The sequence below is a fragment of the Hymenobacter profundi genome, from assembly GCF_019334315.1.
Taxonomy (GTDB): domain Bacteria; phylum Bacteroidota; class Bacteroidia; order Cytophagales; family Hymenobacteraceae; genus Hymenobacter; species Hymenobacter profundi.
Window position 1 is genome coordinate 14,059 of sequence record NZ_JAHWGL010000030.1, and the last position, 14,860, is coordinate 28,918.

10 protein-coding genes are annotated in these 14,860 nt (G+C 53.4%); all 10 read left to right on the forward strand.

Translation table 11 applies throughout. From position 1 onward, the window contains the following. The first annotated feature begins 76 nt into the window (after positions 1-76). The 10 genes from KYK14_RS09385 (at position 77) to KYK14_RS09430 (ending at position 14,778) form a co-directional block, all read left to right on the forward strand. The gene (locus tag KYK14_RS09385; RefSeq protein ID WP_219158619.1) at positions 77-664 is read left to right on the forward strand and encodes a curli production assembly/transport protein CsgE; all 588 of its coding nucleotides are present in this window, start codon (positions 77-79) and stop codon (positions 662-664) included. Positions 665-723: 59 nt separating this feature from the next. After that, on the forward strand, positions 724-1,152 hold the full coding sequence (locus KYK14_RS09390) for a curli production assembly/transport component CsgF (RefSeq protein WP_243900069.1): 429 nt from the start codon (positions 724-726) through the stop codon (positions 1,150-1,152). Between the two features lie 55 nt (positions 1,153-1,207). After that, positions 1,208-2,614, forward strand: a complete 1,407-nt coding sequence (locus KYK14_RS09395) for a CsgG/HfaB family protein (protein ID WP_219158620.1) — start codon at positions 1,208-1,210, stop codon at positions 2,612-2,614. A 250-nt stretch (positions 2,615-2,864) separates the two neighbouring features. Then, positions 2,865-3,677 (forward strand): hypothetical protein, encoded by an 813-nt coding sequence (locus tag KYK14_RS09400; RefSeq protein ID WP_219158621.1) that lies wholly within the window; start codon positions 2,865-2,867, stop codon positions 3,675-3,677. A gap of 125 nt (positions 3,678-3,802) precedes the next feature. Beyond that, positions 3,803-4,390: a hypothetical protein gene (locus KYK14_RS09405; protein ID WP_185283042.1), complete on the forward strand. Its 588-nt coding sequence runs from the start codon at positions 3,803-3,805 to the stop codon at positions 4,388-4,390. A gap of 164 nt (positions 4,391-4,554) precedes the next feature. Beyond that, a complete protein-coding gene (csgH, locus tag KYK14_RS09410) occupies positions 4,555-4,926 on the forward strand; it encodes a curli-like amyloid fiber formation chaperone CsgH (RefSeq protein WP_219158622.1) in 372 nt (123 codons plus the stop codon). Between the two features lie 177 nt (positions 4,927-5,103). After that, positions 5,104-6,543 carry a carboxypeptidase-like regulatory domain-containing protein gene (locus KYK14_RS09415; protein ID WP_219158623.1) on the forward strand — a complete coding sequence of 480 codons (1,440 nt, stop codon included), beginning with the start codon at positions 5,104-5,106 and terminating at the stop codon, positions 6,541-6,543. A gap of 68 nt (positions 6,544-6,611) precedes the next feature. Beyond that, positions 6,612-7,436, forward strand: coding sequence for a glutamate racemase (gene murI, locus KYK14_RS09420; protein ID WP_185283045.1), 825 nt, complete (start codon positions 6,612-6,614; stop codon positions 7,434-7,436). A gap of 361 nt (positions 7,437-7,797) precedes the next feature. Continuing rightward, on the forward strand, positions 7,798-11,589 hold the full coding sequence (locus KYK14_RS09425; RefSeq protein WP_219158624.1) for a T9SS type A sorting domain-containing protein: 3,792 nt from the start codon (positions 7,798-7,800) through the stop codon (positions 11,587-11,589). 162 nt (positions 11,590-11,751) lie between these two features. Further along, the gene (locus KYK14_RS09430) at positions 11,752-14,778 is read left to right on the forward strand and encodes a lamin tail domain-containing protein (protein ID WP_219158625.1); all 3,027 of its coding nucleotides are present in this window, start codon (positions 11,752-11,754) and stop codon (positions 14,776-14,778) included. Positions 14,779-14,860: the final 82 nt, after the last annotated feature.

Sequence of the window (14,860 nt, forward strand, 5' to 3'; positions counted from 1 at the left end):
TGGCTTTTATCTCTGTATGTACAGGAATTGATTTTTGTTTAAAGTAAGTCATATCGCATAAGAATAAGACAATTGTATGAACATCGCGAGGATTTCCGCTATGGTTCGGGTATGTGGCGGCTTGTTATGCTGGGTAGGGCTGCTGGGTATGCCCACTACCTATGGGCAAGCTGAGCGCCGGGCACCGGTGCGTGTAAACCAGCCCTCCAAAGCGGATTCCAAGCTGCCGGGCAAACAAGAAAGTCGGCAACTCTCCCCCAAGAAAGTGGAAGAGGCCCTGCGCCTACTGCTCCGCGCCGATTCGCTCCAGTCCACTCAGGCGCCTATTGGTGGCCCCGAAGCGAGCGGCCTAGTAATGGACCAGACGGTGACGAAGATTGGCCACGATTTCTACGATGCCTTTTACGCCGGCTTCGAGGCGCCTGTGGGTGTGCAAGACTTTCTGGTGACGATCAGCGAGCGACCGGCCCGCGGCAACTCGGCCTTGGTAGCCGTGAGCGTCAACAACGAAGACTTGCTTGAATTTCCGTTGCAACCGCGGCAGGAGTTGGTAGAGGAAGCTGCCAGCCAGGCCATTGCTCTGGCAATAGAGTACCTGCAAACCAGTCAGGAAATCAGCCGCCAGTTGGAGCGGGGCGAGCGGCGCACCCTGGAAGTATACTAGCCGCCGTCCTACCCTACTACAGCCACTTATCTCTCCACCCTCTTATCTACCCTTCTCTCATGAAAATGCTTCGCTTCTGTTTGGTGTTGCTGAGTGTATACCTGCTGCCGGGTTTTGCGCAGGCGCAAGATTTCATATACGAGCCGAAGAACCCCAATTTTGGGGGCGGGAACTCCTTCAACTATTCCTGGATGTTGAGCGCCGCCACGGCCCAGGACACCAACAAAGACCCTAACAGCAGCCGTGCACAAGCCGCCACCGACCCGCTGGCCGACTTTGCGGCGGGCCTGAACCGGCAGATTCTGAGTCAGCTAACGGACCGGTTTATTACCTCGCAGTTTGGGCAGGGTAGCACCGTGAAGGCGGGCACTTACCAAGTAGGCGGCTACCAGATTCAGGTGACGCCGGGAAGCGCGGGGGTAGTTATCCAGATTTCTGACCCGGCCACCGGCAACCAAACCACCGTCACTATCCCTAATATCCCGTAGGCGCGGGCTGCCTACCCGCTGCTATCAGTTCGTTTACCCGCCCCATCCCACCCGTATGAATCTACGCTTACTCCGCTACCTACCTGTAGTATGCGGCCTGCTGTTGGCTGGCTGCACGCCCTATTTTCACCAGCCTTTCGGCACGGAGCGCGCCCGGTTGGGTGCCGAGGTAAACGCCAACCGCGAGATGCGAAACCTGCCCGCCCCTAAAGCCCGCACGGTAGTGGCTGTGTATAAGTTTCGAGACCAAACCGGCCAATACAAGCCCCAACTCAATGGGTCTAGCTTCTCCACGGCCATCACGCAGGGGGCTACCACCATTCTGCTGAAAGCCTTGGAAGAATCGGGGTGGTTTGACCCGATTGAGCGCGAAAACCTGGGCAACCTGCTTAACGAGCGCAAAATCATTCGCTCCACGCGCGCCGAGTTTGCCGAGCAAACTGGTGTGAAGCAGCCGGTGCTTCCTCCGCTGCTGTTTGCGGGCGTAATCCTGGAGGGCGGCATCATATCGTACGATGCCAATATGCTGACCGGCGGGGCCGGCCTGCGCTACTTTGGGGCGGGTGCCTCCGGGCAATACCGGCAAGACCGCGTGACGGTGTACCTGCGGGCCATCAGCACCAGCACCGGCCAGATTTTGAAGACCGTATACACGTCCAAAACCATTTTGTCGCAGCAGGTAGACGCCAGCCTGTTTCGCTTTGTGAAGTTTAAGCGGCTGCTGGAAACCGAAACCGGCTTCACCTACAACGAGCCCAGCGAGATGGCCGTGAAGGATGCCATTGAGAAGGCTGTGCAAGCCTTGGTATTCGAAGGTATTCAGCTAAACCTGTGGGCGGTGCAGGACTCGACGGAGCGCACGGGTAGCAAAATGCTGGCCTATGTACGGGAGCGGGAGTATGGCCTGCACTACGACGTGCTGGGCCGGCAGGTGCTGGAGCGCCATCCGGCCGTTCACGCCACCCTCACGGCAGGCGCCCAACGCTACGCCGGCGACTTTGCCAATCCGCGTGTTACGCCCGTAATGCAGGGCAAACTGCTGTACCAGCTGGAAGGTGGCCGCTGGCTACCCTTTGTGTCGGTTGGAGGTGGGCGCTTGGCCACAGAGCGCTTCTTCGACCAGACAATCTATTATGCCGAGGCGGGCGTGCAGATGCGCCTGCTACCCACTGACCGGCTCTCGCCCTACCTAACGCTGGCCGGAGGGGCTACGCAGCACGGCCGCGGCAACGAGACCGGCCCGCGCGGGATAGTGCCCCACGCTACCCTGGGCGTGGGACTGGAGTATCAGCTAAGCGGCAAGTGGTGCGCTACCGGCAGCGCCGACGGGCGGCTATTTCTGCGCGACAACCTAGACGGCGCAAGCGTGGGCCAGTACAACGATAACACCACCTCCCTACAAGTGGGGTTGACCTATATAGTAGGCAACGCAAAAAGGCGTCCGAAAACGGCTGGTAATTAGAAGAAAAAAATATGGTGAAAACAGTGGAATAGTACTGTTTTGAGAGGAGGAAAAGGATTAGTACTACTAACCGCTAATAGTATAATTATTTTTACATAAAAAAATATTATTTCAATACGAAATCGTTTGCGGTTTTGTTTTACACCCCTATATTTGACTTGTTCTTCCGGAAAGAGCAAGAAAAATTTTCTGATAGCGGCAGAGGGTATCTGTTGCTAAAACACAACATAATCATACTTATACCTCCAACATGAAAAAGATTCAACTTTTGCTTGCAGGTGCTGTGCTATTGGCTGGAGCTGCCCATGCACAGACTGGTACCCGCGCTGAGTTCCGTAACGTGAATGATTGCATCGGCTGCGAAACGATTAGCTTGAACGCTCGGCCTGTCAATCAAAGCAACCCCAATCCTAATTACAGCGCTCCATCGTTGGCATCTATTGATAACTGCTCGGTGGTAATTCAGGGCCAGGCATCGGGCGCGCCTGCTAAAGACCGTGGTGATAATAACGTGGCTGTGGTAGACCAAAGTGGCACCAAGAATAACGCCCAACTTTACCAACGCGAAGGCAACCGCAACTACGGGCTTCAGGTGCAAACCGGTACTAGCAACCAAGCACAGACCATTGTATGGGGTAGCCAAAACACAACGATTCAACTACAGAACGGCAGCCGCAACAAGGCTGGCATCAACGTAGACCAGGTAGATGGTTCGTATACTCCCGGTGGCACTGAAAACGGCAATAACAACTGGGCACAGCAGCGTCAGCAAGGCACAGGAACTGGCGTGGGTAACGACAACATTGCCAACCTCAACCAGTACGGGAACAACAACCTTTCCTCGCAAGACCAGCAAGGTAACAGCAACAGTGGGGATGTTTTTCAGCATACCAACTACAGCACCGCCGTGCAGCAGCAGACAGGTGATCTTAATACGGCCGTTACGCTTCAGGGCAAAACGCTGGCAAGCGGCGTTATTATGAGTGGCGACCAGTATCAACGCAGCTCCATTCAGCAAGGCGGCAACTCCAACGCCGCTATCGTTTCGCAAGACCGTCGCTAAGCAGTGGCGGGTGGTACTCTGGCCGCCTGCCTAGCCAGTTGGGTGCGTAAGTCTCTCGCCGGGGAGCAGCACCCAGCTACGGCTTTAGCAATGGCGAAGCAAGGGTGCCCCTTCTCTGAAAAATCATGAAATACGCACTGCTTTTGGTACTGAGTGGCTTGCTAAGCTGGGGCGCTTACCCCGTACTGGGCCAGCAGCTTGGCCGCAGCGAAGCCGCTACGCCTGAGCAGCGGCTGGTGGAAGACCTGGGGGCCAACTGGAAAAACCTGCCCGTACCGTTGCTCGTGAACCTGCAAAACTTGTCGGAGATTGTGCAGCAGGGCAATAGCAACTTGGCCCTCACTACCCAGCAAAATGCAGGCAACCAGACGAATCGGGCTTTCATTGAGCAGGTAGGGAGCCTGAACAAAGCCTACATTGTGCAAACGGGCACGGGCAATACCACCCGCATCACCCAGCAAGGCCAAGACAATATGGCCGTGAGCGAGGTACTCGGCGACCAGAACCTGACTACCCTCGTGCAGAAAGGCAATGGCAACCTGTTGAACCGTCAAGCCCAAACCTCCAATATGGAATACAGCGTGTTGCAAGAAGGTAACAACAATTTGCTGAACACGCGCGATGCGGGCCCAGCGGTACCACAGGGCTACAGTATCGAAATGCGCGGCAACGGCATTCGTCTGAGCATTGAGCAGGGCAAAGTAGGGCAGTAATAGGCAGCCCCAGTACAGTAGGAAAGACCAGCCCATCAGGTTGGTCTTTCCCATTGCGGGCAGCGGTGCTAAAGCCATGCTGTACGATTAGCCTACCCTAGTCTCGATTAATAATGCTTTCCACCCCATGCTGCTGAAAAGCAGACCACCTACTTGGTTAGCGTATGATAAAACATATACTACACGTGTTGCTTCCTAGCTGCTTATTGGCCTTTCAGGATAGGGAAAAACCTTGCGAGGCGAAAATTGCGCTGGAGCGTGATGCGGTTCAATTACGCATCACCGGGTATTGCCACAGCCAGAGCACCCAGCCAGCCAGCTACCGCTACGAGTTGGTGGTGGCAAAAAAAAGCCAGGGTGGACAGGCAACGAGTCGACAAAGCGGCGAGTTTGAGTTGCTGCCTGGTCAGACGGTGCGGCTTTCGCATATCACAGTAGATGCGGGTGGTGCCTATGCTGGACGGTTGCGCATTTTCACCCACGCCGGTGTTCTGTTAGCCCGCGACTCAGTGTGGCAGTCTACGCCCACTCACTAGCCTGCTTATCTCAGTGCTGCATAGCCGCATGTCGTTCGCCCTACCCGCTCCCTACCACCCACTCTTTATCATATTGCTGTGATGCTTCATTATGTACGCGCAACCTGGTGCCATTGGCTGTTCTGTTGTTTCTGCTGGCTGGCGCTGAGCGCTTGCGAAGACACTCCGGTAGAGCCTGTGTATTACGGGAACGTGTCGGGTGTGCTACGCGATGCCCGCACCAACCAGCCCCTTGCCAACGTTGCTATTAGCACTACACCTGCTACCTCGGCCGTGGTAACCGATGCGCAGGGGAGTTTTTTGCTGGAGCGAGTGCCTACCGGGCGCCTCGCCATTACAGCTTCCAAAACGGAGTATCAACCTGCTACTACTACCATTACAGTAGAGGAAAACCAGACGGCCCAAGTAGCCATTATTCTCACCAAAAGCCAGACGGCCACCGCGCCCGCCGCGCCTACCCGGCCCGCGCCCGCCGACCAGGCCAACGTGCCTGGCCCCGATGTGACGCTGGAGTGGCACCCGGTGCGCCCTGCACTCCTCAGCGACTCTCTGCGCTACGATGTGCTGCTATACGAAAGCAACTCCACTGTTCGGCGCCAGTTGCTCACCAACTCTCGCGATACTACCGTGCGCGCCACCGGCTTGCAGTACAACACCACCTACTTCTGGCAAGTAACGATCCGAAATGGGAGTGGAGCCGCTACACGCTCCAATCTGTGGAGCTTTACTACGGGCGCCCTACCCGATAATCGCTACCTATTCGCCCGCGAGGTAAACGGAAACACAGATATTTATTCTTCCAACACTACAGGCAGCATGCTACTGCGCCTGACCACCTCCGCTTCTGTAGAAACCGCGCCGCGGCTGAGTCCCAACCGCGACCGGATAGCGTATGCTTCCAACGCCACCGGGCAGTATCAGCTATATACGATGAACCGCGACGGGTCGGATCAACGGCAGATTACGCAGCTGCCCGTGGAAGGCTACTTCAATTTTGGTACGGGCTATTGCTGGTCGCCCGACGGGTCGCAGCTATTGTATAGTAGCTACAACAAGCTTTACCGCATCAACCGCGACGGTACAGGCCTAACATTGATAGCCACAGCCCCCGCCGAGCGGCACTTCCGTGAATGCGACTGGACAAGCCAAGGCAATCGGATTGTGGTGCAAACAGTGGGCGTCAGTGTCTATGATTCTGAGCTGTACTACCTCAAGCCCGATGGTACAGGCCTGACCCTGGCAATAGGAAATTTGTCGGGCCGCCTCGATTCACCGTCATTCAGCGTCGACGGGCGCCGCCTGCTTTACACCCGCGACGTAGATGGGTACGACGATGGAACCGGTCGGCAACTCAACGCACACATCTTCTCTCAGCTATTGGATGGTAGCAACCTAGTTGATATTTCGGCTGGGACAGGTTCTGGAGCGAGTGCCGCTAATAGTAAGCCATTGGGTTTCAATGATGTGCTGCCGCACTACGCGCCAGATGGGAGCAAGGTGATTTTCGTGCAGGTAAACAACGTGGCCCGCTCAGTGCCCGAAGTCTGGATCGTTGATTTGAATGGTGCCAACCGGATGCGCTTATTTGAGAATGCTACCTACCCTGATTGGAAGTAATTTGCTTTGCAAAACCAGCAACCAACAATAAGGCTGACCGGGAGAAAGACCTTACCTTCGTGCCTGTTATGGCGCCTTCTCCTGAGTTTGCATCACGCCCCATCGGCATTTTCGACAGTGGTATTGGCGGCCTCACGGTAGCCCGGGCCGTAAACCGCGCCCTACCCCACGAGCGACTGGTCTACTTTGGAGATACGGCGCATCTGCCCTACGGCGACAAGTCGACCGCGGCCATTCAAGCGTATTCTGTCAAGATCTGCGACGTGCTGTTGCGGCAACAATGCAAGGCCATTCTGATTGCGTGCAACTCGGCTTCGGCAGCGGCCTATGAGCTAGTGCGCGAATACGTGGGTAGTAAAGCCTTAGTGCTGAATGTTATAGACCCTATTGTGGCGTATGTAGGGCAGCACTACGCCGGGCGTACCATCGGCCTGATTGGCACCAAGCAAACGGTAGGCTCCAACGTCTACCGTAAAAAGATTGACGACTTGGCCGTCGGAATTGAACTACACGCGCTGGCCACCCCACTGCTGGCCCCTATGGTAGAGGAGGGCTTTTTCGATAACGCGATCAGTGAAAGCGTTATCCAGAACTATTTATCCGACTCGTCGCTTGAAGCCATTGAGGCCCTAGTGTTAGCCTGCACCCACTATCCGCTGATTCGGGAGCAGATAACGCATTTTTATCAGGATCGTATCGACGTGCTCGACCCCTCTGATGTGGTAGCACTGGCACTGAAAGAGATGCTAACAAAGCATCAGCTATTGGCTTCGGCCTCCACTCGCCCGCATCACCATTTCTACGTATCCGACTTCACGCGCAGTTTTGAGGAGAGCACCCGCATTTTCTTTGGGCAGGAGGTAGACTTGGAATTATATCCGCTTTGGGAATAGATAGTTTCTGATGTCTGAGGCTGTCTAATTGGGAAAGTTATATCCCTTATTTTGCGTTGCGAAAGCAAGTACGCTAGCTAATAATTGTACTTAGCTTGGGAATAGTCATAACGCAAAGTATTATAAATCAATATTGCACAGATTGGAATAATACGTATTCATTGTCTCATTACGGGGCTTGGCATGAATTATGGCTTCTTAAAAGGAAAGAATAGCAAAGCCTGTTCTTTTGAGGTTTATTTGATAAATCATAAATTTTCATTAAATGTTTATGATATAGAATAGACTTACTGCGTAGAAGCACAAATCTCATGCTCCAGAAAAAAGCATATTCTAAAAGAACCTCCTTTTTCCATTCACTATGAAAAAATTGTACAGTTTACCTTGGGGAAGATATGCTCGACCTTGGGTTGCAGTGTTACTCTTACTGTTGAGTTCAGCAGTCAATAGTTGGGCGCAGACGTTCACAGAGACGTTTGGTACGGCAGGACCTAAAACTGTTGTGCAGGCAAACACGGATAACAATTTTGACAACAGTGGCAGATTCACCTTTGCTGGTAATGCTACTCTAATCAAATCAGATCCTTATATACCACCATCTCCAGGTTCACAGGGTTCATTCATCTATTTCGGTAATATAGATCCTGTCACTGGGGGTAGCGCTGAAGAATTGCCAGCGGATAATCGTACTTTCTCTATTTTTAGAATTAACACTTCTCAGTTAACGAACATAGTACTGAGGTTTAACTTGTATGCAACGCCGGGTATTGCATCCGTTCCAGGGGATTTTATAGCAGAATATTCTCTAAACCCAGCAGCTAGAAACCCTATTTATACTTCTATCCCGTCTGCTGCCATTGATAACGCTCTGCAGACTGATGGGTGGAGTGCTATCAGTATTACCAATCCTTTTAATGGAAACACAGCAGATGCTATAGCCATACGCTTTACGCGTAAAGGAAAAAATAATAGTACTGGTCCTACTGGCGACTACATTGCCATTGATGATGTAGCTCTATCCGCTACTGTTGCGCCCAACTTCACTGTTAATCCGCCGTCATTAGGTTTTACTAACACTGCCATTAATGCGCAATCAGCCTCCCAAACAATTAGCGTTTCGGGTAGTGGCTTAACGTCTGCTATCAACGTTGTCGCACCATCCGGTTACCGGATTCGCAAACAAGGCGACGCTGCTTACCTGGCAGAGGGTGCTACCCTTATGCTGACGCCAACCAACGGGGCTATCAATTCAGTAGTAGAAGTGGTATTCAATCCAACGGCTGCAGGCACATACAGCGGGCAGATTACGTTTAATACTACAGGCGTCACGCAGAAAACAGTTGCAGTGAGTGGAACGGCGGTTGCGCCAACTATTGCTGTTTCGCCCGCTACGTTGTCCTTTGGCAACGTGGAAACGAATACAAAATCAAATATTCAGAGCGTTGTCGTGCAGGGTAGCAGCCTGATGAGCGATATTTCCGTGCAGGTACCAACAGGTTATGAGTTTCGCAAGCAGGGCGATGCTGCTTTCCTCTCCGCTGGCAACACGCTGACGCTCACACAGGCTAATGGTGCTGTGAATGCTGTGGTAGAAGTGCGCTTTGCACCCGTAACGGCCGGCGTATTTAGTGGCAATATGTCTTTTGTCGGCACCGGCGCAACTACGCAGTTTGTTGCTCTCTCAGGTACTGGCGTTGCCCCAGCTCCCGTTGTGACGGTTTCGCCTGCCAATATCACGTTCTCCGATACCCAGGTTGGACGCTCATCCGATGCGGTTTCTTTCTTCGTGAGCGGGCAAAATCTCGATAACAACACAATTATTGTTAACTCGCCTTCAAACGAGTTTCTGATCCGGCGTGGCACAACAGGAGCCTTTGGGTCGCAAGTGACTCTGACCGGTACCGCTGGTACTCTGAGCAGCACCGAACTACAGGTGCAGTTCTCGCCTTCCACCGCTGGCAACCGGGCTGCCGTCATTGCTGCTGCTTCGGGTACAACGGTTAATTCCATTTTGCAAGTGAATGGCAACGGCTTACCGGCTCCTACGGTAGCCGATGTCTTTATCAATCCCGACCCAGCAACGCTGGATTTCGGTTCGGTCTCCTCAAACGGCTCGGCGCAGGTGCTGACGTTCAAGGTGGGTGGTACGCTGCTGGGAACCAACCCGCTGGTGCTGACGCCCGCTAGTTCTGCTTCCTCAAACCCTAATATTGAGATTCGGGCAGCAGGGATTGGCGATTTTGAATCTAAGCCATTAGTATTCCAGCCTGTGGATGGTAATGTAAGCGAGCGTATAATTGAAGTACGATTGGGTGGCACGCTTACCGCAGGTAGCTATGCTGGTACAATTACGGTCAGCAGCCCTAATAGCGGTGCGCCTAATAAGGTAGTGAATGTGGTAGCAAACAGCAATGGTGTTGCGGCTACCATATCGGCCGACAATACGCTGACCGATTTCTCAACGGTGCCTGGGGTAGCTTCTGCAACGCAGTCTTACAAGCTGAATGGCCAGGGCCTAATTCGGGATATTACAGTGAAGGCTCCCAACAACTTCCAGGTAGCGTTACAAGAAGCAGACTTTGCCAGTTTAAAGGATGCCAATGGAAAGGATATCACTGGCAATACAATCACGGTGGTGCGGAACAATGCTACTGGTGACGGATTCCAGAATCCGGTATCTATTTATGTTCGTTATCTGCCTTCTGTTGCAAGTGATCAACCCGATCCGGCCAGCATTTCCAACACCAGCGACCCCGCTGTGGGCGCGGCCGTGCAAGTAAAAGGCTTCAGTGCTCCTTCGGTTGAAATTGTGGTGCAAACGCCGCAGATCAACAACGTAGTTGTTGGGACAGTATCGAATCTGGTGGCTGTTACGGTACGTGCTGTGCGGGTTCGTCAGGCGATTACCATAGCAGAGGTGCTGACTCAACAACCTAGTCAGTTCAACAACCCCCTACAGGATCAGTTTCAGATTTCGCTGACTCAGAACGATGCTGATTTTGGGCAGACAGTAACGTTCACTCCAAATGCAAGTACGTTCAGTATTGATCAGGTGGTGTATGTGCGTTATAAACCTACTCACATTGGGGATGCTACGTCGAAGCTTCAATTCCGGAGCGATGATTTCATTACTAAAACATTCCAAGACTTCTCGGTAAATGGTGGTCTTAGCGGCAGAGCCCTCGATACGCAGCCTACTGTACAAACTACCATTAGTGTGACACGAAGTGGTTCAACAGCTACCGTGTTTTTCTCCCCAGCACAGGGTGGAGCAGTAAATGGCGCGGGTGAAGGACGACTTATCATTGCCAGCTTATCTAACTCGCTAAGTGGTAGCTCGCAGCCGCAGGACGGACAAACTTATCTGTCAGCAGACGGTACTTTTGGGCAGGGTGATATTTTAGTGCCAGGCTACTACGCAGTTTATACAGGTACTGGCGATCAGGCGGTAGTGAAAGGCTTAGATCCTAGCAAACCATACTATTTCTACGTATTTGACTACAACTATGTGGCCACCAATAGTTCAGGTAAGCGGTTGTCGGTGCCAGGTGCTGAGAATTACCGCACGCCAACACCACCTAGCCAAATTGTACCAGTAGATGCCAGTATACCCGGTACGCCGCTACCTGTAGAACTGAAGTCGTTTGCTGCCAAGCTCACCACCAGTGGTGTGAAATTGGATTGGGCTACAGCCAGCGAGAAGAACAATAAAGGGTTTGAGGTACAGCGCAGCCAGGATGGTGAGCAATTCACTGTGCTACAGTTTGTGAAAGGACATAGTTCTAAAGCTAGCGGAACGGTTTATTCAGCATTTGATGCACAGCCGCTCTCAGGTGTTTCTTACTATCGTCTGAAGCAGGTAGACGAAGACGGCACGTTCGCCTACTCACCGGTAGCTGCTATCACTAACATAGAAGCTGCCCGCGAAGTAACCTTCTACCCCAACCCTGCCCGTGACGTGCTCAACATCAGCACCAGCGAGTCGCTGGTAGAGGCTCGTGTAACAGTAACTGATCTAACGGGGCGGACGTTGCTGACTCGCACGCTGGATGCTTCTAATACTGTGTCGTTGAGCGTTCTGCGTACCGGCACGTATCTGGTAACTGTAGAGACAGCCTCAGGAAAAGTAACCCGGAAAATAGTGAAGGAGTAACTTAACTAGTACACTTACTAAAAGCGCCCCGAGCCTAGGTTTGGGGTGCTTTTGTGTTTTACGATAATGAGCGTCTTGCTGAATACTGTTGGATCATCTTTTGTATGTATATAAATAGCTTGGTATCTATTGTTTGTGTTTGGTAATTAATCCTTTTACAGTATGAATATCCGTGTGGTGCAGCAAAGATGCCTGTACCAGAAAATAGTATTTGTGCTGGTAGGGCTGCTCGCAGCAGCGCCCTTGCACAGTTGGGCGCAGCAAACGCACAGCGCCCGACCGGCTGTCAGTTCCTCCATCGTAATAAGTCAAGTGTATGGCGGCGGCGGTAATGGTGGGGCTACTTACAAGAACGATTTTGTGGAGCTGTTCAACCGTGGCAACACCACCGTTGACTTGAGTGGCTGGACGCTGCAGTATGCGGCTTCGACCAGCAATTTTTCGGCAAGCTTTAGCCTTACGGGTACCATTGCCCCTGGTCGTTACTATCTAATCCAACTGGCTAGCGGTGGAAGTGTTGGCGCCAATTTGCCCGCGCCGGATGCAACAGGAGCAATCAGTATGGCCATGGCTGCTGGCAAGGTAGCCTTGGCAAACAATGCCACGGTTGTAACGGGTTCTACGGGAAGCAACGTGGTGGATTTTGTGGGCTACGGAAACGGAACGAACGATTCTGAAGGTAATCAGCCTACGCCAGCGTCGAGTGCTGTGCTAAGTGTTGGCAGAAGCAGCAACGGCTGCACCGACACCGACAACAACCAGAACGATTTCACAGCGGGCACGCCAGCCCCACGCAATAGCAGCGCACCAGCCAACAACTGCGGTACCACGCTAACCGCATCGCCCTCTGCTCTTACTAATTTTGTAACCACGACCGGCGTTGATTCGGATGAACAGAGCTATACCCTTACGGGGAGTGGCCTGGGTGCCGCCATTACTGTCACCGCGCCGACAGGGTATGCTGTGGCCCTGGCTTCGGGCGGACCCTATACCACGTCCGTCACTACCGGCGCTCCGGTGGGGGGTAGTCTGACCACTACGGTATACGTAGTACTGCGTAGCACCACGGCTGGTACTATTGCGGGCACCATTACCAATACCAGTGGTGCTACCTCGGCCGGAGTAGCTGTTTCGGGAATGGCTAATGCGCCGGTTACAAACACCCAGACCGTGCGCTGGGACGGCGGTGCGGGCACCAACTACTGGTTTGATGCGGCCAACTGGAGCAACGACGCGGTGCCTACTACCGCCACCGATGTGGTGCTGGACCACACGTTTGTAACGGCTGGATACAAAGTACTGCTACAATCTGCCACCACCACCGTTGCCACGGTAGAGCCTGCCGTTTCCATTCAGTCGCTGGTGGTCAATCCGGGAGGTGGGGAAGCTATTAGCTTCGAGATACCCGTGCTCAATACCAATGGCAGTGCCCTGAGATTAGCGCGTAGCACCGCAAACGAGGTAGCCCTAGCCATTTACAACAAAGGCACTGTCACGAACAGCACCGGCAACAGCAATAGCTCCGGCGCGGGGCTAACAGTAGAAGGCAGCAATCCTACCGTATATATCTACAATGGCGGTACCTATCAGCACTACACCAACCGCGGGCACGCAACGGTAGTAGAAAACATAGCGCCTGTTACCGGAACCGAGGCCGGCCGTTGGGAATTTCGTCTTTCCAACACCACGTTTTCCACTACTCTCTCCATAGGTAAGCGCAGCTATCCTACGCTGGTGCTGCGCGCCAATCCTGCCGCCACCAATATCACCAGCTATACAGGCAGCAGCACTGCCCTAACCATCCGGGGCGACTTGGTAATTGAGCCAGGAGTGGTATTTGCGCCCAACGTAACGGGAGAGTTGAAAATAGCCGGTAACTTGAATATACAAGGTGCGCTACGCTTTGCACCTACCAATACGAGCGCGCCGGCTAAGGGCCAATTGGTACTGAATGGCGTACTACCCCAAACCATCAGCGGGGCTACCCTTGGCGCTGTAGGAGCCGACAGCTACCTGAGCGCTGGCGTAACGCTGCAAATAAACAATCCCAGTGGGGTGCTGCTGGCAACACCTGTGATGGTAAACGGCACGCTGCAACTCACGGCGGGGCCGCTTATTACCAGCACCGTCAATACGTTGACGCTGGCGGCGGGCGGCACAACGAGCGGAGGATCGGCAGACAGCTTTATCAACGGGCCAGTGGCATGTGTGGCTAATGGCGCTGGTTATCTGCGGTTCCCACTGGGTAGGGTAGGAGTTCGGGGCAATATGTATCGGCCGATTGTGCTTACCATCACAAAGTTGGCCTCGCCTACCACCTTCACAGCCACGCAGGTAGAAGAAGGCGGTATAGGCAGCTTGAGCGGTGGCCTGACGCGAGTGAGTCGGGTGCGCTATTTCGAAATCACGCCCACGCCCGCCCCGGCTGCCGGCGATTTTACCGGTACCGTGACGGTAAGCTATGGCGCTGATGATTTTGTGAATGCTCCCGAAGCTAGTTCCCTCGTCATTGCTAAGAATAACAACAACGCCTGGAGTAATATCGGCCGAAGTGCCTACTCGGGTACCGCTAGTAGCGGCACCGTTACGTCAGGTGAGTTCACCTCGTTCAGTTGGTTTGCACTGGCTAGCACCAGTCCTGTTGTTTCTGAAAACCCATTACCAGTTGAGCTAACATCGTTTACAGCAAAACGTTGCGCTACTGGGGCGCTGTTGCGCTGGACTACGGCCACGGAGCTGAACAGTGCGCGGTTTGAAGTGTGGCGCAGTACCGATGATAAAACATTCACGATGCTGGGCAGCCTACTTGGCCATGGTACCACCACACAGGCGCAGGCTTATCGCTACCTTGACACTACCCTTGGTGACGAAGCGGCTACCTACCGGCTGCGGCAGATCGATACAGACGAACACGCCACCAATACGCCCACGCGCTCCATCGCGGCGCTGTCATCAGAAAAGCCGGCTGTCTATTTCCCGAACCCGATAGGAGAGCACCTGACGCTGCATCTGGCTGCTGCTGCCACCTTTCAGATTATAAATGGGGCCGGGCAAGTGGTGTATATGGGATACGCTGCTGCTGGTACGACTACACACTCGCTGGCGGCACTTCCGGCGGGGCTGTATATACTTGAAATTCAGATTGCCGGACAAGCAGCGGTTAGACAGAGGTTGCTGATTGTCAAATAAAAAAGTGTAGAGTTGCAAACGGCAAATTAGAAAGCGCATAGCTCTACCGTAGCCGCTAAGGCCGCGAATCAAACGGCCCGTT